Here is a 19,601-nt window from a genome sequence, read left to right on the forward strand (position 1 = left end):
AAGGAGTTGGATAAAATGAGTAAAATCAAAAAGTGTTGTAATAGCGCAGATTGCGAACACGAGCTTTGTGTAAATTTCGATAAAAACATTGGTTGGGTAATTTGTACCAATTCTAATGTTTACGCTAGAATTATAAAAAATTATGAAACAGAAAGCGCTGTGTTAAGCCATTCAGAATTAACCCCAAACCACTACGCGGAGTTGCGAACGAAAGATTTACAAATCATCAGAAATATTATTAGTGATTTAGAAAAGTGAGGGATAATCTTGGATACAAATATTATTAGAGTTTGTCCTTATGTGGTTGGTGTTGATAGTCCTGGTATGAGGAGTTTGAAATCCTACCACTCAGAGCTTACAGGCAAGCAGATTGAAGCATTTGACCCTTTAAACGTGAATCAAGGTATTTTATACGGTTACACTTATAAGCCAAATAGAACAAAAACTGGTACACGATTCGAGGGGGAAAAAACAGGCGGAGAGATTAATCTATTTGAAGAGGTGGCAAAATGATAGAACACCACCAAGGCTATACGGCTGTTAAACGCTACGGACGGAATAGTTTTAGACCAATAGGGAAACACCCATTCAAACTTATTCATAACGCACGCGCAGTTAAACATGACCTTATACAGCAGTTTGAAGATAGTACAGGTATCAACTTTCCTGTTGGAGTGAGAAACAACCTATGCACCCAAGTAATCCCTGTTTTGGGCAAGGAGCTAGCCGCTATAAAATTACAGATAAAGGATAACAAAAATGAAGATAACTGATTTACAAAGATTAGACCAAAACATTATTAAGATATTAGCAGACCATAGGGGAATTGATAAAGCTATTGACGGAGAATTATTGGCTCAATCCTTAAATGTTAATCTACGCACCTTACAAGCTCGTATTGAGTTCTTACAAGGCAAAGGGTGCGCCATTGGCTCAATTGATAATATTGGCTATTTTGCACCGCTCAATGAAGAGGAGCGAACCAAAGGCATTACAAAAAAAGAAAACATGGCATACAGTACCTTAAAAGCAGTTATGGGCGTGCGCAGTGCCTCTCTTGATTGGCTTGATAAAATGATTGATTAAAGGGGGATAAAATGGCACAGAGAAGAATGTTCAGCAAAAAAATTGTTGAAACAGACCTGTTTATGGAGATGTCTCCGACAGCAAAAATATTATATTTTTACCTAAATATGAGCGCTGATGATGATGGTTTTGTTGGGAATCCTAAAACAATTAAATTAATTAGTGGAGCTACTGATGATGATTTAAAAATACTCATTGCCAAGCAATTTATTATTCCATTTGATAATGGAGTTATCGTAATAAAAGATTGGAAAATTCATAATTATATAAGGAAAGATACCTATAATCCAACAGTCTATAAACTTGAAAAATCTAAGTTGAGTGATGATGAAAACGGGGCGTATGTTTTAGATATAAATAAATCGTCCACGGAACGTCCACGAGAAGTTGACACAGGTAAGGATAGGTTAGGTAAGGATAGGTCAGGAGAGGTTAGGACAGAAAAGGAAAGAATAGATAAAGATACAAATTCTTTGCTTTCTGTTTATTTTGAAACTTTTACCAAATTAGCAATGAAAAATAATAAATTGCGCGAAGCTGTAAAAATTGAGTTTGTTAAATTATCAGATTCACAGAAAGAACAAGCAGTAATCGGAGCTAAGAATTATTATCAATGGTATAAGCGGGAAAAGTCTGATGATTCAACTGGAAAGTTTTCTGTTAATGCTATTAATTTTATCAATGGTAATAAGGAGACTTTTGATGATTTCCAAGTTTTACCTCAACTAAGCACTCAGCCTAGACTGGGAGGTTATATTTGATGATTGAAGAAAAAGAAGCAATAGACCATTTTGCCAATTATGAGGTAGAAATAATAAAAGAAGGTGTCGGAACTTGTAGCATACATCATTGCAACTTATGGCAGGTACAGAGAGAAGTTAATTCAATGGCAGGTAGTTCTAAGTCCGGAGAAAAAAGAACTTATCAGCCTCGTTTCTGCCCTCAATGCCAAAATGAATATAAAGATAGAAAGCTCGTTGAATTGGGAGCCTCACCAGAATATGGTACTGATGTCACTAAGCCACAAGAGGTTGATTATTTTGAAAAAATAAAGCTTCAAAAAGGTGTGGACCTTAGAAAAGATGTTGTTGTCAAATATGATTATGCTGATGAGTTAAGTGTTAATAATGCTGAAAGTTTTGTTAAATGGATTACTGATAATATTGGCCAAAGCGTAAAAGTTAAAGTAATCAGACCTGATAAATATGCAGAACAACGCCGTAATCGTTTCATGAGCGAGGAAGAAAAGCAAAAATTTTTAAAACTCAAATATGATATTGAAACTGCTGATATTCTAATTCTTAATTCATTAGCTGATTTTGTAGATAAAGAACTCGAGGATATCAATGCAATGTTACTAAGTGTAAAAGAAACGGGTACTATCGTTATTTTGACGATTCCGGAGAGCGATTACAGATTGGAACAATTACCAATTCGCTTACGGAAAAGGATTAATAAAGCTCAAATAATGAATATATCCAGTAAAGGAATTCAAAGATAAAAGAATGAATTAGAGGAGATAACTTGGCTGAACAAAAAGAAATCATCATTATGCTGGATGGCAAAATTATCATTAATAGAATGGTAGAACCATATTGTGATATCAGGGTTAAAATTCAAGACGGAAAGGCTGTGCGCGTGATTAGAGAGGTTGCAGAAAAGCCTTTAAATTGATATAATAGAGTTATAAAATTTATATGCTGACTAGATAACTAGAGGCGCTTAGATTTTCCCAACTTTCTGGGGAAGTTTGAGTGCCTCTTTTGTTTTCTTATAGCAAGAAAGAAGGAAAAAAATGGAAAACGTTACACCAGAAGTTTTTAAGGAAACTCTAGATGAGTTCCTCGCTCCGATTAATGAGCGATTGGACGCTTTGGAAGAAAAACAAAGTAAAAAAGCAGAAATAAAAAAAGAGGTTGCAAGAGGTGGCATTCTTGTAGGTAAATCTTTTGAAAATGGAGTTGAGGAACCGATTTTTCAAGCAGGTTTTACAGAGGACTACCTATCTGACAGAAAAGGAATTTTAAAAGCGCGATTGCAAAAAGCTGTAGCGAATGGCGATAAAACTCAAGCAGAACTTTTGAAATTACAAATCAATGATATGGAATAAAGAGGAGCTAGGAATGGTAGAAAAATTTATAGACGGAAATGTTATGAAGGTGGTTTCTGAGTTTCAAGAGGCAATGGCCCCCTTTAACAAAGCCGAGCAAGCTCTCTTAATGCAGCGAGAGGAATCTAAAAAAATTGAGGAGCTACCAATTGAAGAACGTTTTTCAATTGATAATATTAGAAAACGAAAGAGCGACAGCTTAGATGTTGAATCAATAGACAAAGAATTGTCAGAGTTACATGCAGAGCAACGAAAAGCAATTGCTGACTTTGATTTACAGCATAAGTTGAACAAAGCCCAAAATCAAGATAGAGATAATCTCAAACCTATTGAGGATCTTGGAAATGATGTAGATACTCTTACTGACAAATTCATACAAGATGTGATGGCGGTATTAGAAAAACGCTACGCTTTACAAACAGAGTATCAAGGTAATCTGACAACGGCTCTTGGAAAAATTAAAGTTGAATTTGGTAAAGCTGGGGCAGAGTGGGATACAAGCCTTAATCATATATTTAACTATACTTTTACTTTTAGAGAAAAAGCGGATGTAATTAAACGCAAAGTGCGAGAAGAGATTAGATAATAAAAAAGGCCTACTATTTTGTAGGCTTATGTTTTTCTACTAAAAAAGCCCGTAGTAATAGGCTAATTGAAAGATTTTCTAATAATATACGGGGTACGATATTGGAGATTTTGGAGGCCTTAAAAAGGATGATATCCGGACATTTCGGACACGGTGGCGTATGGTAAAAATTGCAAAATGTAGATTCGGGAGTCCCTAAAAAGGTACGATTTGTTGGAAAATGTTGGAATCTCGGAAAGGATAAAGATATGAGTAGGCCACTAATCACAGAGCAAGAATACAGGCGGTTTGAGAACATTATTTTTAAAGTCTGGCGTGTTTATCGGTTCGGAGAGACTGACCTGACAGATAAAGAAATTAAGCATATAAACGAAGTTCTCAAAAAATTCAGTACAGAACACCACAGAGAATATAAAATTATTATCCGTCATCATCTTAAACATGTCTATTATACAACCATAGCGCGTGAGCAAGGGGTGTCAGAAGGATACATTAGAAAGTTAGCCAAGAAAGGTGCTTACTACTTCTTACAACTATACGACAACAGCAAGGAGAAATAATGGCAGTAAGATATTACTGGGGCAAACCTAATGATGTAATAAAATGGTACCTCCGAGGGATATTACATTTAAGCGCAGCAAGTAAACAGACCTATATTGAAAAGACAGGCGCTGAACCGGGTAATTTACCAAGACTTCTCAAACTATTGGAGGAGCTTGATGAAATATTTGATAACACAGCTACTGATACTATAGCTTTATTATGCCTTAGGTATGTTGAGTTATTAAGTATTCCAGATACTGCAGAACTCACAGGATTAACTAATAGTCAAATTTCTAAAAGGACAGGAAAAATCATGAAGAAAGCTAAGGAAATTATAGCCAAAGCATGATATAATAGAGTTACAATAAAAAGTCGCAGAAATGCGCTGTGGTATAATAAGTTGAAAAAGTTTCTCCTTGTCCCGAGGGGAGCTTTTTTGTATTCCTAAATTTCTGATAGTTGAGGTGAAACCAAAATTGGCTCGTCCTAAATAGCTGACCACAAAAGTGTGGCGAGCTACTTTACAGAAGATTCAGGAGAGCGCAAGTTTGCGCTGAGCGATTTTTTAAGTTAATCAATAATGGATAGGGTGTACTTCAAACTACACCCTATCAACATCAACTTTCTTCTGTTAATTTAGATACAAAACCTAAGATAGTTAATGAGCCGAATTTTCGGCCGATTCCTAAAGGAAAAAGTCCCCTCAGTAAACATTTTACAGGATAGGTAAGTTATTACCTGTCCTAAGTTGAAGAACACAAAAGTATTCGGACTTGTCGGACCTATTAAAAAGGAGTCGCGAATCACGACCCCCTCAGGAATACAACGAAATTTTCGTTTTTGCCACTTGTGGCAGAAAGCTATGCCACTAAAATACTGTTAAGGGTGTAAAGATTTTAACGCCCATTCCCGTTTTTTATGGGGTAACTTTGAGGTGTACCCATTCAAAACAAAAATATCATAGCTCCGTAGTTACAAATACACAGCAAATTCTAGCAACATACAAAATTTACATACTGTTCTGAACATCCGTAGTTGAAACTACGCTTGTTATATGGATATTTAAAACAAGCGTACCTGAAGGTACACTTGTAAAATAATAAAAATAAAAAGCACTCAATAAGTGCTTATCATGATTCTCAATTCTGCGCACGGCGGTGCATTTTTAACAGCGTATTTTAACAGAGTTTTGAAGTTTTATTAAGTCTTTTTATATAGATTCGATTTAATAGAAACCTAGATTTTACTTATTTAAATACTAATATATTTATGCAGATTTATACTCTAAAATAATACTTGGATTTACTCATTTTAAGATGGTTGATGACCATCTTTTTTTGTTATAATGAATCTATCAATTTGCACTAAGGATAACTTATGGAAAATCAATACGAAATTCTTCAATCACTCATCGAAAAAATGGAAATTGTTACTGTTGGCTCGGCTGTCAGTAAAACAAAGCTAAATCGTAAAGAAATCATTGATTTTGTACGTTCACAACGTTCTTTAAGAATTTTTGATGAGGAAAATCAAAAATGGATTAACGAAAATGTTGACGGGCACTGTTAAATTTTACTGACAGAAATTTTAATCAATCAAAAATATAAAAAAGTTACTGACAGACTGCCTGTCAGTAACTTTTTGCTTATAAATCATGAAATTCTGCATATAATTCTTGACGATTTAGACCTCGTTCTTTAGCAATTTGTTTAATGGCAACATTGGGTTTTACACTTTGTTCAACTAAAACTTTAACTGCTTCGAGCGCTGTCAATTCTGGCTCTTGAACTTCTTGAGCCACTTCATCCGCTCCTGAAACAATAATTAGGCATTCCCCTTTTATTGGTTGGTCCGTTAAAGATTCTAAAACCTCTGAAATCTTACCACGACGATATTCTTCATAAATCTTCGTTAATTCGCGAACTAAAACAACTTCTCTATCCCCATAAATTTCCTGCATGTTAGCCAAAGTATCCCCAACTCTAAAAGGACTCTCATAGAAAATTTGTGTTTCTGGATAAGAAAGCTTACTTTTCAAGAACTTTTGCTGCTCCCCTTTTTTTCTAGGAAGGAAGCCATAAAAAATATGAGGTTGAGGAACTAATCCTGAGGCAATCAAGGCAGTAATTCCTGCTGAGGCACCAGGAAGAGCGATAACATCAATTCCTTCATCAATTGCAGCTAAAACTAAATCATGGCCTGGGTCAGAAATTGAAGGCATTCCAGCATCAGAAACCTGTGCAATAGATTGTCCTTTTTTCAAAAAATCAATTAATTTAGGAATTTTTTCTTGGGAATTATGTTCATGAAAAGATTCTTGCGGAACTTTAATTTCAAAATGGTTTAAAAGGCGCAAAGTATTTCGCGTATCTTCTGAACAAATCAAATCTACAGTTTTCAAAGTTTCAAGAGAACGTAGAGTCATATCTTGCATATTGCCAATTGGTGTTGGAACCAAATAAAGACTTCCAGTAGTTTTTAGGCCTTTAAATGACCGTTGAATATTAAATTTATTTTCCATCAGCGATACAAAAGCTCCAAACAATCTAAACAAGATTCCCCTTCAGCCAATCGTTCTGCATAATGCAGATGGCAAACATGGAAACCTTCATTAAAAATTTGAATCAAGTTAGGATTTGGCTGGTCTTTAGGCGTTTCTTTTTTAACTTCTTTTTTCTCAAATTCTGCCAAACGGTCACGCAATTTTTCTAATTCCATGCGTAAGGTTGCATTTTCAGTCATTGATGCTTCAAGCACTTGGCGAATTCCTGAAATTTGCGTTAATGTGGTATTTAATGTATTTTCAAGTTCGCCCAGTTGGTCGAAAACATCATATTTATCAGCCATGATTCACCTCAATTTCTGCAAGTTCAAAATCCTTGCTATATTCTCCAAAGCGGATTTTTACTCTATTTTTTAAAACATTTAAGCCAACAACTTTTCCTTTTCCTTCTGAGGTAGTTACAAACTCACCAAAATCTGGGAAAAGTTGTTGGGCTTCTTTATAAAAACTATCTTCATAAGTTAAACAGCACATCAAACGACCGCAAAGACCGTTCAATTTATTTTGTTTCAAAGATAGATTTTGATTTTTGGCCATTTTGATTGAAACATTTGGAAATTCATAAACAAACTCAGAACAGCACAAAGGACGTCCACAAGGTCCAAGTCCACCATGAATTTTAGCCGCATCTCTTGGCCCAATTTGGCGAAGTTCAATCCTAATTCTAAAAGTTGTTGCCAACTCACGCAAAAGCAATCGAAAATCAACACGATTCTCTGCTGTAAACGAAATAAAAAGTTGCATTTGGTCGAAATTATAAGCAACATCAATAATTTTCATTTCCAAACCTTGTTCGATGATAAGTTGGCGAACTTTATCTTTGGCTTGTTTAGAACGTTCTTCAAGTTTTGCAATAACTTGGAGATCATCCTCATTTACTTCACGCACAATCGTGTGGTGAATTTCAAGATTAGCTTCTTCAGAAATTTCACGTACAATTTTTCCGTAAAAGTTTCCCTTATCTGAACGAAGGATAACTTCTGTTTGTGGAGCAAGTTCTATATCACTTATTGCAAATACATTTGATTCGCCATGTGCAAATTTTATTTCATAAATCATAATATTCTCCTGATATAAGATTTTTCAATCAAAGGATAAGTTTGACAAGTTTCATAAAACAAGAAAAGTTAAACTTGACTCAAATCGGACATTGCTTTTCCACATTTTTATTGCCTGAAATGTTTTTAAAAGTTCCTGACTCATTCTTTCTTGATTAAAAAGTTGTAATAAAAGTTCAAACGCTTGATTTTGTTTTTCTTTGTCATCAAAAATTTCGACTAATTCTTTCAAATACAAGAACGCCTCGTCAGCAGATGTTTTTAGAAGTTTTACAAATTGTTGAAGTCTTTGGAGCCCTTCGTTAAACCAGCTCTGCTGAGCTAATTCTAATGCTTTGTCAGTCGAATTACAGATTTCCGCAAGAAGTTCTGCTTGTGTTTTTAAAATACCATTCTTTTCCAAAAAATCTTGTAAGTATTGAACATTTTTTGGAAAATTAATAATTTGTGTCCGTGATTTTATTGTTTGTAAAATCATATTTTCATTGTCTGTCAGTAAAAAAACAACAATTTCTGTTTCTGGTTCTTCAATTGATTTCAATAGAGCATTTGCTGCATTAGGATGCATTTTTTCAGCTTCCTTAATTAAAATCACCTGTTGTTTTCCCTCATAACCAGATTCATTGAAAACCTGTGTCAGTTCCCGAATTTGTGCTGTTTTAATCGTTTGTCCATCAGGTTCAACGATATGTAAGTCGGTAAATTCTTGTTGGGCAACAAGACGACAAGAACGACAATGTCCACAAGGCAAAGAATTTTCAGGATTCTCACAAAATAAGGCTTGACTCAGCCAGATTGCTAATTCAAAAGAACCAAATCCCCCTGAAAATAAATAAGCATGACTTAATTTTCCATGTTGCAAAATCGTTGAGAACTGCTTATAAAGTTGAGGCTGAATATCTTTTATTTCCACAAGAAACCTTTCTAAATATTTACCAAATCTAGTCTAAATAACAAAATTAAAAAAACTATTTAACATCCTCATTTTTTGAAAAATGTAAGTATTTTTTAGCATTCTTAATTTTGCTGACAGATTAAATTGTCTTTAAAATTCACTGACAAATCTTTTTTTGAGGACGGAAAGTGTATCAGCTACCACTTTTTCTAAAGGTTGACTTGCATCTATTTTTACAAAACGCTCAGGTTCTTTTACAATAATCTCCAAATAACCTTCACGAACTTTACGATGCATCTCAGCTCTTTCCAAATCTAAACGATTTACCTCATCAGCTCGATTTTTCATAATTCGCTCAAGGGCAACATCCGTATCAACATCAAAATAAAGCGTCAAATCAGGCTTCAACCCATCTGTTGCAAAATAGTTAAGCCAATCAACAACTTCGACACCCAAATCACGGCCATACCCCTGATAGGCGACAGATGAATCAATAAATCGGTCAACAATGACAACTTTACCCGCTTGTAAAGCTGGCAACATTTTTTCTTGCATATGTAAACGACGCGCCGCCGCAAAAAGCATTAACTCGGTTTTAGAATCAATCTCTGTATTCTTTGGATCAAGAATAATTTGGCGAATTTCTTCCGCCACTCGAACACCGCCTGGTTCACGAGTTGGGACAATTTCGCGCTTCATTTTTTGGATTTCAGGTAAAATTTCTTTTAAAACCGTTGTTTTTCCTGCTCCATCGGGTCCCTCAAGGGAAATTAGAATTCCATTCATAGCCTCTATTATACCAAAAAAACAAATATTTTATCTTTTTTCTAAAAATAATAGGGTCTCTTTTTGCGTAATTTTACTAAAAATTGTATAATATAACTGAAACAGCTTACTTGATTTGTTAATTCAAATAAATACGAGTAACATTCAATAAAAAATTTTCCACTTGAAAGGACAACTATGAAAAAAATTCTTGTTGTTGATGATGAAAAACCAATATCAGATATCGTAAAATTTAATTTAACCAAAGAAGGTTTTGAAGTCTTTACAGCTTTTGATGGTGAAGAAGCTCTTGAAGCATTTAAAGAAGTACAACCTGACCTTATTCTGCTTGATTTGATGTTACCTAAACTTGATGGTCTTGATGTTGCACGTGAAATCCGTAAAACTTCTGACACTCCAATTATTATGGTGTCAGCTAAAGATAGTGAATTTGACAAAGTAATTGGTCTTGAACTTGGTGCTGATGATTATGTCACAAAACCATTCTCAAACCGTGAACTATTAGCTCGTATTAAAGCAAACTTGCGTCGTATCAATGTCGCGCCTGCTGAATCTACTGACAATGTCAAGAAAGAATTGATTATCGGAAACCTCCGTATCAATCCAGCACACTATGCGGCTTATAAAAATGATAAACAACTCGACCTTACACACCGTGAGTTTGAATTGCTTTACTACCTTGCTCAACACCTTGGCGAAGTGATCACTCGTGAAAACCTTTTGGAAACCGTTTGGGGTTATGACTACTTTGGAGATGTTCGTACAGTTGACGTTACTGTTCGTCGTTTACGTGAAAAAGTTGAAGATACTCCAAGCCGTCCACAATATGTTTCAACACGCCGCGGGGTTGGCTACTACATGAGCAACCCACATGATTAAATTTTTTAATTCAATGATTTTTAAAGGAGTAGTTGCACACCTACTTCTTTTTGTCATCCTTTTTATGAGCAGTTTTGATTACAATTTTGCTCATTTAAGTACTTTTATTGGTTATTACTTATTTTCACTCGTCTTTGTTTTAGTCTTTCTCAATCAGCAACATCGCATGATTGTGAATGTTTCTAAACAGATGAATGACATAAAAAATGGCTATTTAAATCGGGATAAAATCCCAAAAGGGACGAGTGAAATCAATGAATTATATGATGAAATTTTAAAACTTGGTGAAGATATTGTTCGCACGCAGAACAATCTTGAAAATCAGCGTAATCAATTAGATAGTATTCTCGCATATATGGTTGATGGCGTCATTGCCACCGATCGTCGTGGAAATATTATTATGGCCAATAAATCAGCTTTGCATTATTTGAATACAGATAATGATCTCTTGATGCAAAAAAATATTGTTGAAGTTTTAAAAATTGCTGACCAATATAATTTTTATGATTTATTAGAAAAAGAACCTGAAATAACTATTGAGACACATGATGCTGGGAATGAATCCATTTCGCTCCACATTAAATTTGCCCTCTTTCGTCGTGAATCTGGTTTCATCTCAGGAATTATTGCCGTCTTACATGATATGACTGAACAAGACAAGGCCGAACGAGAGCGCCGTCTCTTTGTTTCCAATGTTTCTCATGAACTCCGAACTCCGCTCACCTCAGTAAAAGCCTACTTGGAAGCACTAGAAGACGGAGCCATTGAGGATAAAGAAACAGCTTCATCCTTTATTAATGTTTCACTTACTGAAACTAATCGGATGATTCGAATGATTTCCGACCTTTTGACTTTATCAAGAATGGATCAAGACCGAATCGTTCTTAATAAAGAAATGATTAATTTAATTGCCTTCTTAGACTATCAAATTAACCGTTTAGACCAAATTTTAGAAACCGAATCAAACGATTTAATCTCTTCTAATTTCACTCTAGTCAGAAAATACTCTGAACAGCCCATCTGGGTCGAAATTGATACCGATAAAATTGCTCAAGTCATTGACAATATCATCGGAAATGCAATTAAGTATTCACCTAAAGGTGGAACTATTACAATTTCCGTTGAAAAACGTGAAAGTGACGTTCTAATCTCCATCAGTGACCAAGGAATGGGAATTCCAAAATCTGATTTACTTAAGATTTTTGACCGTTTCTACCGAGTTGATAATGCTTCAAGAAATTCAAAAGTTGGGGGGACAGGTTTAGGCCTTTCCATTGTCCATGATATTGTTAAAATACATGGCGGAACAATTTTTGCAAGCTCCGAAGGAGAAGGAAAAGGAACGACCTTTAGTTTCACTCTTCCATATTCTTTAGAAGCCGCAGATGACTGGGATGATGGCACTGATGAGTTTGAATTTGAGGATAATGAATAATTTCCCCTAAAAAGAGTCCATACATATTTGTGGACTCATTTTTTGAATAAACCTAGACTTTTACCACAAAAAACTCTCTTAAGCTAATGAGTTTCCTGATAAATTTATTTTCAAATAAAATATAAAAGCTCATGGCAATCCCACTATTTTTCTGCTACAATAGACTGTATGACTGAACAAAATGGCTTTAAATATTCCATTTTAGCCTCTGGTTCAACAGGAAATTCTTTTTACTTAGAAACTCCAAAGAAAAAAATTCTTGTTGATGCCGGACTATCTGGAAAAAAAATAGAAAGTTTACTATCAGAAATTGACCGTGACATTCATGATATTGATGCTTTATTAATTACCCATGAACATAGTGACCATATCAAAGGGATTGGTGTTTTGGCAAGAAAATATGGTATTGACCTTTACGCAAATGAAGATACTTGGTCTGAACTAGATAGTAAAAATGCTTTAGGAAAAATCCCTGTTGAACAAAAACATCTGTTTGAAATGGGAAAAACAATGACTTTTGGTGATATTGATATTGAATCTTTCGGCGTGAGTCACGATGCTATCGCACCACAGTTTTATCGTTTCATGAAAGATAACAAAAGTTTTGTTATGCTAACTGATACAGGTTATGTATCCGATAGAATGCGTGGAACCATTGAAAATGCAGATGCTTATCTTATGGAATCAAACCATGACATTGAGATACTCCGCATGGGAGCCTATCCTTGGCGGACAAAGCAACGTATCCTAAGTGACCAAGGCCACTTATCTAATGAGGACGGCGCTGAGGCTGCTTTTAGTATTCATGGTAATAAGACAAAACGAATTTTTCTAGGGCACTTGAGTTTAAATAATAATATCAAAGAACTTGCTCATCTTACTATGGATGGTTACTTACAGCAACATGATGTCGATACCAAAAAGGACTTGAAGATCCTTGATACTAGTCACGAACATGCTAGTCAACTTTACGATATTTAGTTACTCATCAGCAAATAAAAAAAGAACCCTAAGGGTTCTTTTTTATTACATCATACCACCCATTCCCATGCTAGGGTCCATTGGAGGCATAGCTGGAGCAGCTGGTTCTGGCTTATTAGCAACTACTGCTTCAGTAGTCAAAATTAAACCAGCAACAGAAGCCGCGTTTTGCAAAGCTGAACGAGTTACTTTTGCAGGGTCAACAATTCCTTCTTCAATCATATTAACCCATTGACCAGTTGCAGCATTGAAACCTGTACCTACTTCTTCTGAACGAAGCTTATCAATGATAACTGAACCTTCATATCCTGCATTGGCAGCAATTTGACGAACTGGTTCTTCAAGAGCACGGCGAACAATGTTAATACCTGTTTGAATATCTCCTTCTTCTGAAAGTTTATCCAAAGCAGCAATAGCATTAACAAGTGCTGTACCACCACCAGAAACAATACCTTCCTCAACGGCTGCACGTGTTGCATTAAGTGCATCTTCAATCAAGAGTTTCATTGCTTTGAGCTCTGTTTCAGTTGCAGCACCAACTTTAACAACTGCAACACCACCAGCTAATTTTGCAAGACGTTCTTGTAATTTTTCACGGTCAAAATCAGAAGTTGTTTTTTCAATTTGCGCTTTAATAATAGCTACACGATCAGAAATAGCATCAGCAGAACCAGCACCTTCAACAATTGTTGTGTGGTCTTTATCCACAGTTGCTTTAGCTGCTTGTCCTAAAGCTTCAAGAGTAGCATCTTTAAGATCAAGACCAAGTTCTTCAGTAATTACTGTACCACCTGTCAAGATAGCTAAATCTTCCAATTGAGCTTTACGACGATCACCAAATCCTGGTGCTTTTACAGCTACAACATTGAAGACACCTTTAATCTTATTAAGAACAAGCGTTGGCAATGCTTCTCCATCAACATCATCAGCTACAATAAGAAGTGGACGATTTGTTTTCAAGATTTGTTCAAGGAGCGGTAAAATTTCTTGAATGTTTGAGATTTTTTTGTCGGTAATAAGAATATAAGGATTATCTAATTCAGCAACCATTTTTTCTGTATTAGAAACCATATATTGACTCAAATATCCACGGTCAAATTGCATTCCTTCAACAACATCGAGTTCAGTTTGCATCCCTTTTGATTCTTCAATGGTGATAACTCCGTCAGAACCTACACGTTCCATTGCATCAGAAATATACTCACCCACTTTTTCACTACGTGATGAAACGGTAGCTACTTGCGCAATTGCTGATTTATCGTGGACAGGAATTGCCATCTCTTTAATTGACGCAACAGCTGTTTCAGCAGCAAGTTCAATTCCTCGGCGAATACCAACTGGATTTGCACCTGCGGTAACATTTTTTAAACCTTCACGAACGATAGCTTGTGTCAAAACTGTCGCTGTTGTTGTACCGTCACCTGCGATATCATTTGTTTTTGAAGCAACTTCTGAAACAAGTTTAGCTCCCATATTTTCAAAATGATCTTCAAGTTCAATCTCTTTGGCAATCGTTACACCATCGTTTGTAATTAAAGGTGATCCATATGATTTTTCAAGAACAACATTGCGACCTTTTGGTCCAAGGGTTGTTTTTACTGTATCAGCAAGAATATCAATCCCACGCATCATCGCTGTTCTAGCATCACTTGAAAATTTAATATCTTTTGACATTTTAGCTCCTTTTTAAGAATATATTTTTAATTTTATAGATTTTAAGATAGACAAAAGACAACCAAAAAAAATGATTGCTTTTATAATTTTACTCTACAATTGCAAGAAGGTCTGAATCTTTGAGAATCAAGAATTCTTCACCATCCATTTTTACGGTCGTTCCAGCAAATTTTTCAAAAATTACTGTGTCCCCTACTTTTACGAGTGGAGAAATCAGTGTTCCATGATGATTTGTTTTCCCTTCACCGACGGCAACAACTTCAGCTGTTTGAGGTTTTTCTTGGGAAGCGCTTGTTAACACAATTCCACCCATTGATTTTTCCTCTTCTTCTTTTACACGTAAAACTACGCGATTCTCTAAAGGTTTCAACATTATATTTTCCTCCATTTTTTATTTTTTAGCACTCTTATTAAACGAGTGCTAACATATTCTTATTTTATCTCAATGGTCAGATTTAGTCAAGAGAAAACATTTAGATTTTATGAAATAAATTAGAAAGGGAGTTCTTCCGCATCAAGTAAGGTTTCTTCAGTCTTTATAGCGCTTTCTCGTAAAGCGATTGTTGCCCTACTTTCAAGTAAATAATAACTCAGTCCTAAGATTTCTGTGACATAATGTTTTTGATTTTGCTTATCCGTATAATTTCTAGTTCTAATTTCTCCTTCAATTGAAATAAGACTTCCTTTTTTTGCGTAAGAAACTAAAGTTTCTGCAGATTTTCCCCAAATAATAATTGAAATAAAATCTGCCTCTCGTTCTCCTTTTTCATTTTTGAAACGGCGATTGACTGCTAAGGTCACACGGACATATGATTTATCATTTGTTGTTTTTGAAATTTCTGGCGCACTGGTTAAGCGTCCAATTAACATGGTTTTATTCATAATAAAATCCTCCTAACTTTTTATACGTAAAGTTAGGACATTTGTCACAAAAAAAATAAAAAATCTATCAATTGATAGATTTTTATGGTTTATTTTGCATTTAAAGCTGCAACAGTCATGTAATTATATGGACTATTGAAGTGTGGTAAGAAGAATAAATCAAGTAAGGCTAATTCATCAATCGTTTTCTTTTCTTGAATAGCTAAACTAAACATATTAATATTTCCTGCAATTATTTCACTCTTGCTAGCAAGTTGAGCACCAATAATTCTGCGACTTTTTGTTTCATAAACGATACGAATTTTCACACTATCATTATTTTCATGAAGGAACCATGCTTTTTGCTTATCTTCAAAATCACTAAATGAAACTTCTAGGCCGATTTTTTTAGCAGCTTTAACCGACAAGCCCGTAGAAGTCATATTGTAACCAAAAATAGAGATTCCATTAGAACCTTGTACACCAACAGATTCTATTGATTTTCCTCCAATATTATGACCAGCAACAATCCCTGAGCGAACAGCGTTTGAGGCAAGGGCAATGTAGGTGAAGTCTTGTAAAGCATTAGAATAGATTGTGGCAACATCTCCTACAGCATAAACATCTGGGTCACTACTTTGTTGATGTTTATCCACTTTGATTGCTCCATTTTTAAAGGTTTCTAAATGTTCACCAGCCAATGCACTATTGGCTGTAAATCCAATACAATTAATAACGAGGTCAACATCATAAGTTGATTTATTAGTTACAATCTGTGATACATGACCTTTTTCATTTGCCTTAAACTCTTGAGCCAATTCCCCAAAATGGAGTTCAATTCCATGTTGGGCAAGATTTTCATCCATTCCTTTAGCAAACTCTTCATCATAATATGAAGCAAGTGAAGTACTTTCTGCATCAAAAAGTAGAACTTCTTTTCCACGACGTTTGGCAGCTTCAGCAATTTCTGTCCCAATATAACCAGCACCAATCACAGCAATCCGTTTCACATCATTCTTAGCAAACTCTTCGTCAATGGCTTGCCCTTCTTGAAAAAGTTTTAAAAAATGAATGCCTTTAAGATCTTTTCCTGGCAAGTTAGGAATAATTGGACGTGAACCTGTTGCCAGAACGAGTTTATCATAACTTTCTGTAATCTTTTCTCCAGTTTTTGACTTGGCATAAATCATTTTATTAGTAAAGTCAATTTCTGAAACTTCTGTTTCTGTTAATATCTTTACTCCCTTTTTTTCAAAATCTTCTGCTTTGGCATAAAACAGCTCATCTGGTTTTTCAATTTGTCTTCCGACCCAAATAGCTGTCCCACACCCCAAGTAACTCATATTACTGTTACGGTCAATCATAACAATCTCATGGCCTGGATATTGATCAATTAATGTATTTGCTGTAGCAATGCCTGCGTGGTTCGTACCGATAACTACGATTTTCATGCTAATAATTCTCCTTTAAATGTAAAATTCTTTTTACATTATTCAGTTTAGCATAAGTCCTTCTATTTTCTTTTGTAAGCGCTTGTGAACTTTGTGAAAAAATTATTTTATTTTTTTAGATAAAAAAAACTGCCAAAATAAACTATTTTGACAGTTTTATTATTATGCTTGCCACATTGTTTCTGAATCAAAAGCTTTACCAGCGGATAAATCTGATGATAATTCAATGATTCCACGAACCTCAGGAGCATTTGGTAATTCAAGTTCACGAGCTGAACAAAGCATTCCGTAAGATTGAACACCACGAAGGGCTCCTGGGAAAATCAATGAGCCGTTAGGCATCATAGCACCAGGTAAAGCAGCAACTGTTTTTAAGCCAAGAGCTGCGTTTGGAGCACCACAAACAATTTGTACTGGATCGGCAAAACCAACATTAACTTTACAGATATGTAAATGGTCTGAATCTGGATGATCTTCCATTTCAACAATTTCAGCGACAACAAATTTGGGTTGTGCATCGTGAACAAGAACATCGCTAAATCCTGATTTACCAAGCTCTTTGTTCAACGTTTCAATATCATCAGATGATAAGACGACTTGACCATTTCCTGACAAATTAGCCAATAGAGATTTCGCTTCAAAAATATTCCAAGCAACCGTCGCTCCAGTTTCTTCAATAAAAACACGAGCTACTTTTCCCTTACGTTCGAAGTTTACTTTTTCTCCCTTATCATTTGCAGTGATAAGCATTAAAACGTCACCGACATTTGTGTTGTATGTTGCAATCATTTTCTTATTTTTCCCTTTTAATTTCTTAACTTTGATTATTATAGAATATAATTCTTAATATATCAACGCTTGTCCTGCGATGATACTATTTCGCACTCGCTAAGAAAGTATTGACTTCTTCTTTTGTTTTACGTAATTTATTTACTAGACGAGCTTTTTCTTTGCCATCCTCAATCACGACAAAACTTGGAATTCCCATAATTCCCCATTCAATCGCAAGATCCATATATTCATCACGGTCTACTTCAACAAATTTAAAGTCTGGATTTTCTACTTCAATTTCTGGCATTTTTGGCTTAATAAAATTACAATCTCCGCACCAACCAGCCGTGAAAAAGAAGACTGTCTTTTCCGGTCCTTTTACAAGTTCGGCTAAATTTTCAATATTTTCTGGAATAATCATTCTACATTCTCCTTTTATTTCTAAATGAATACTAAGCATTCTTACAGAATTTCTTCATTTTTTTCAAAGACTTCTAAAGTTTTAGCATTGATTTCAAAAGTGATTGCCTTATTTTCACTGACAAGTCCTCCCTCAAAAAGAGCACCCGTAGTCGGCTCCTCAAAAATCCAAAAAGCGTCTATTTTTCTTGTTGAAAAATGTTGCCGAGCTCTGTCAGTAAGTTCATGAATCACTTCTTCTTCCATAGTTTTATAGCCATGATAAGCAACGTGAGCAACTGTTGCACCCGCAATAATTCCCAAACCAAACTTTAGTATTTTTTTCATATGGAAATTTTAACATATTTCTTGGTATAATTATAGTGTAAATCATCAAAATTTTTGCTGACAAATCTGTCAGTAAATTTTTCAGTATTCCGGAGGAGAAAAATGGAACTATTCGACAAAGTAAAAGCACTGACAGAAATTCAAGCGACTTCTGGTTTTGAGGGATCTGTTCGTGACTATTTAAAAACACGCATGATTGCTCTTGGTTATCAACCAGAATTTGATGGTCTTGGTGGTATATTTGTCACTAAAACTTCAAAAGTAGCAAATGCCCCACGTATTATGATTGCAGCCCACATGGATGAAGTTGGCTTTATGGTCAGCTCAATCAAAGCTGACGGAACATTCCGGGTCGCTCCACTTGGTGGTTGGAATCCTTTAGTTGTCTCTGGACAACGTTTTACATTATTCACACGTACAGGTAAAAAAATTCCTGTCGTAACTGGTGGGCTTCCTCCACATCTTCTTCGTGGAACTGGTGTTACTCCTCAAATTCCTGCCATTTCTGATATTGTCTTTGATGGAGCTTTTGAGAATGCTGCAGAAGCTGCAGAATTTGGAATCGCTCAAGGTGATGTAATCATTCCAGAAACTGAAACAATTCTCTCTGCTAATGGTAAAAATATTATTTCTAAAGCTTGGGACAATCGTTACGGTTGTTTAATGATTCTTGAACTTCTTGAATTTTTAGCTGACAAAGAATTACCTGCTACATTGATTATCGGAGCCAATGTTCAAGAAGAAGTTGGCCTTCGTGGAGCCAAAGTTTCTACAACTATGTTCAAGCCTGATTTGTTCTTTGCTGTTGATTGTTCACCTGCTAGTGATACGTTTGGTGATGACAACGGTCGTCTTGGAGAAGGAACAACGCTTCGTTTCTTTGACCCAGGTCATATTATGCTCCCTGGAATGAAAAATTTCTTGCTTGAAACTGCCGATAAGGCTAAAGTTAAAACCCAAGTTTATATGGCTAAAGGTGGAACTGATGCAGGTGCTGCCCACTTAGCTAATAATGGAGTCCCTTCAACAACGATTGGTGTTGTTGCTCGTTATATTCACAGTCATCAAACAATTTTCAATATTGATGATTTCAATCAAGCACAAACTTTCTTGAGAAATATCGTAACATCACTTAGTACTGAAAAAGTAGCTGAAATTAAAAACTATTAAATTTA

The 19,601-nt window shown here is 35.3% G+C and carries 28 protein-coding genes; 16 read left to right on the forward strand and 12 right to left on the reverse strand.

All coding sequences use genetic code 11. From position 1 onward, the window contains the following. The first annotated feature begins 15 nt into the window (after positions 1 to 15). The 12 genes from HFD15_RS03600 (at position 16) to HFD15_RS03655 (ending at position 5,894) form a co-directional block, all read left to right on the forward strand. Positions 16 to 258: a hypothetical protein gene (locus tag HFD15_RS03600; protein WP_054247183.1), complete on the forward strand. Its 243-nt coding sequence runs from the start codon at positions 16 to 18 to the stop codon at positions 256 to 258. Positions 259 to 324: 66 nt separating this feature from the next. Next, positions 325 to 513, forward strand: a complete 189-nt coding sequence (locus tag HFD15_RS03605; protein ID WP_081200226.1) for a hypothetical protein — start codon at positions 325 to 327, stop codon at positions 511 to 513. After that, positions 510 to 773 carry a hypothetical protein gene (locus tag HFD15_RS03610; protein ID WP_081199233.1) on the forward strand — a complete coding sequence of 88 codons (264 nt, stop codon included), beginning with the start codon at positions 510 to 512 and terminating at the stop codon, positions 771 to 773. Before HFD15_RS03605 ends, HFD15_RS03610 begins: the two co-directional genes overlap by 4 nt. After that, entirely contained in the window at positions 760 to 1,086 is a 327-nt protein-coding gene (locus HFD15_RS03615) for an HTH domain-containing protein (protein WP_023163763.1), read from the forward strand. The genes HFD15_RS03610 and HFD15_RS03615 overlap by 14 nt, the downstream gene beginning before the upstream one ends. Before the next feature lie 11 nt (positions 1,087 to 1,097). Further along, positions 1,098 to 1,847: a phage replisome organiser protein gene (locus HFD15_RS03620; RefSeq protein ID WP_167593316.1), complete on the forward strand. Its 750-nt coding sequence runs from the start codon at positions 1,098 to 1,100 to the stop codon at positions 1,845 to 1,847. Then, entirely contained in the window at positions 1,844 to 2,587 is a 744-nt protein-coding gene (locus tag HFD15_RS03625) for a hypothetical protein (RefSeq protein ID WP_167593315.1), read from the forward strand. The genes HFD15_RS03620 and HFD15_RS03625 overlap by 4 nt, the downstream gene beginning before the upstream one ends. 23 nt (positions 2,588 to 2,610) lie before the next feature. After that, positions 2,611 to 2,760: a hypothetical protein gene (locus HFD15_RS03630; protein ID WP_023163760.1), complete on the forward strand. Its 150-nt coding sequence runs from the start codon at positions 2,611 to 2,613 to the stop codon at positions 2,758 to 2,760. A 121-nt stretch (positions 2,761 to 2,881) separates the two neighbouring features. Then, complete coding sequence (locus HFD15_RS03635) at positions 2,882 to 3,196, forward strand: hypothetical protein (RefSeq protein ID WP_023163759.1); 315 nt, start codon at positions 2,882 to 2,884, stop codon at positions 3,194 to 3,196. A 13-nt stretch (positions 3,197 to 3,209) separates the two neighbouring features. Beyond that, positions 3,210 to 3,782 (forward strand): hypothetical protein, encoded by a 573-nt coding sequence (locus HFD15_RS03640; protein WP_023163758.1) that lies wholly within the window; start codon positions 3,210 to 3,212, stop codon positions 3,780 to 3,782. Between the two features lie 248 nt (positions 3,783 to 4,030). Continuing rightward, positions 4,031 to 4,342 (forward strand): hypothetical protein, encoded by a 312-nt coding sequence (locus tag HFD15_RS03645; protein WP_058225857.1) that lies wholly within the window; start codon positions 4,031 to 4,033, stop codon positions 4,340 to 4,342. Further along, complete coding sequence (locus HFD15_RS03650) at positions 4,342 to 4,674, forward strand: hypothetical protein (protein ID WP_023163756.1); 333 nt, start codon at positions 4,342 to 4,344, stop codon at positions 4,672 to 4,674. The genes HFD15_RS03645 and HFD15_RS03650 overlap by 1 nt, the downstream gene beginning before the upstream one ends. Positions 4,675 to 5,702: 1,028 nt before the next feature. Further along, complete coding sequence (locus HFD15_RS03655) at positions 5,703 to 5,894, forward strand: hypothetical protein (protein WP_012897234.1); 192 nt, start codon at positions 5,703 to 5,705, stop codon at positions 5,892 to 5,894. 76 nt (positions 5,895 to 5,970) lie between these two features. Here the strand turns inward: HFD15_RS03655 and rsmI are convergent, their stop codons facing one another. The 5 genes from rsmI to tmk form a co-directional block, all read right to left on the reverse strand. Continuing rightward, a complete protein-coding gene (gene rsmI / locus HFD15_RS03660; protein WP_058208488.1) occupies positions 5,971 to 6,846 on the reverse strand; it encodes a 16S rRNA (cytidine(1402)-2'-O)-methyltransferase in 876 nt (291 codons plus the stop codon). Further along, positions 6,846 to 7,172 carry a DNA replication initiation control protein YabA gene (yabA, locus tag HFD15_RS03665; protein WP_011675472.1) on the reverse strand — a complete coding sequence of 109 codons (327 nt, stop codon included), beginning with the start codon at positions 7,170 to 7,172 and terminating at the stop codon, positions 6,846 to 6,848. The genes rsmI and yabA overlap by 1 nt, the downstream gene beginning before the upstream one ends. Then, complete coding sequence (ricT, locus tag HFD15_RS03670; protein WP_023188991.1) at positions 7,165 to 7,947, reverse strand: stage 0 sporulation family protein; 783 nt, start codon at positions 7,945 to 7,947, stop codon at positions 7,165 to 7,167. The genes yabA and ricT overlap by 8 nt, the downstream gene beginning before the upstream one ends. Positions 7,948 to 7,998: 51 nt before the next feature. Next, positions 7,999 to 8,859, reverse strand: a complete 861-nt coding sequence (locus HFD15_RS03675; protein WP_012897231.1) for a DNA polymerase III subunit delta' — start codon at positions 8,857 to 8,859, stop codon at positions 7,999 to 8,001. Positions 8,860 to 8,991: 132 nt separating this feature from the next. Continuing rightward, positions 8,992 to 9,627, reverse strand: coding sequence for a dTMP kinase (gene tmk / locus HFD15_RS03680; RefSeq protein WP_058208487.1), 636 nt, complete (start codon positions 9,625 to 9,627; stop codon positions 8,992 to 8,994). Between the two features lie 177 nt (positions 9,628 to 9,804). Between tmk and yycF the strand changes: the two genes are divergently transcribed. From yycF to HFD15_RS03695, 3 genes are all read left to right on the forward strand, one after another. Then, complete coding sequence (gene yycF, locus HFD15_RS03685; RefSeq protein ID WP_003131580.1) at positions 9,805 to 10,506, forward strand: response regulator YycF; 702 nt, start codon at positions 9,805 to 9,807, stop codon at positions 10,504 to 10,506. After that, positions 10,499 to 11,941, forward strand: coding sequence for a cell wall metabolism sensor histidine kinase WalK (locus tag HFD15_RS03690; protein WP_012897229.1), 1,443 nt, complete (start codon positions 10,499 to 10,501; stop codon positions 11,939 to 11,941). The genes yycF and HFD15_RS03690 overlap by 8 nt, the downstream gene beginning before the upstream one ends. Positions 11,942 to 12,109: 168 nt before the next feature. Further along, positions 12,110 to 12,922 (forward strand): MBL fold metallo-hydrolase, encoded by an 813-nt coding sequence (locus HFD15_RS03695; RefSeq protein ID WP_003131583.1) that lies wholly within the window; start codon positions 12,110 to 12,112, stop codon positions 12,920 to 12,922. 45 nt (positions 12,923 to 12,967) lie between these two features. On the opposite strand, the gene groL is transcribed toward HFD15_RS03695, so the two are convergent. The 7 genes from groL to HFD15_RS03730 all read right to left on the reverse strand — a co-directional run bounded on the left by groL (position 12,968) and on the right by HFD15_RS03730 (position 18,426). After that, entirely contained in the window at positions 12,968 to 14,596 is a 1,629-nt protein-coding gene (groL, locus tag HFD15_RS03700; RefSeq protein ID WP_003131585.1) for a chaperonin GroEL, read from the reverse strand. Between the two features lie 88 nt (positions 14,597 to 14,684). Next, entirely contained in the window at positions 14,685 to 14,969 is a 285-nt protein-coding gene (gene groES / locus HFD15_RS03705; RefSeq protein ID WP_003131589.1) for a co-chaperone GroES, read from the reverse strand. Positions 14,970 to 15,088: 119 nt separating this feature from the next. Further along, positions 15,089 to 15,478, reverse strand: a complete 390-nt coding sequence (locus HFD15_RS03710) for a single-stranded DNA-binding protein (protein WP_167593314.1) — start codon at positions 15,476 to 15,478, stop codon at positions 15,089 to 15,091. Between the two features lie 89 nt (positions 15,479 to 15,567). Further along, the gene (gene nox, locus HFD15_RS03715) at positions 15,568 to 16,908 is read right to left on the reverse strand and encodes a H2O-forming NADH oxidase (protein WP_023188995.1); all 1,341 of its coding nucleotides are present in this window, start codon (positions 16,906 to 16,908) and stop codon (positions 15,568 to 15,570) included. A gap of 162 nt (positions 16,909 to 17,070) precedes the next feature. Then, positions 17,071 to 17,697 carry a YtpR family tRNA-binding protein gene (gene ytpR, locus HFD15_RS03720; protein ID WP_003131594.1) on the reverse strand — a complete coding sequence of 209 codons (627 nt, stop codon included), beginning with the start codon at positions 17,695 to 17,697 and terminating at the stop codon, positions 17,071 to 17,073. 85 nt (positions 17,698 to 17,782) lie between these two features. Next, positions 17,783 to 18,100, reverse strand: a complete 318-nt coding sequence (locus HFD15_RS03725) for a thioredoxin family protein (RefSeq protein WP_003131595.1) — start codon at positions 18,098 to 18,100, stop codon at positions 17,783 to 17,785. Positions 18,101 to 18,141: 41 nt separating this feature from the next. Then, a complete protein-coding gene (locus HFD15_RS03730; RefSeq protein WP_012897223.1) occupies positions 18,142 to 18,426 on the reverse strand; it encodes a hypothetical protein in 285 nt (94 codons plus the stop codon). 102 nt (positions 18,427 to 18,528) lie between these two features. On the opposite strand from HFD15_RS03730, the gene pepA reads away from it, so the two are divergent. Next, entirely contained in the window at positions 18,529 to 19,596 is a 1,068-nt protein-coding gene (gene pepA, locus HFD15_RS03735) for a glutamyl aminopeptidase (RefSeq protein WP_058208486.1), read from the forward strand. The last annotated feature ends 5 nt before the right edge of the window (positions 19,597 to 19,601 follow it).

It is taken from the genome of Lactococcus sp. EKM203L (assembly GCF_011800585.1).
Taxonomy (GTDB): Bacteria; Bacillota; Bacilli; order Lactobacillales; family Streptococcaceae; genus Lactococcus; species Lactococcus lactis.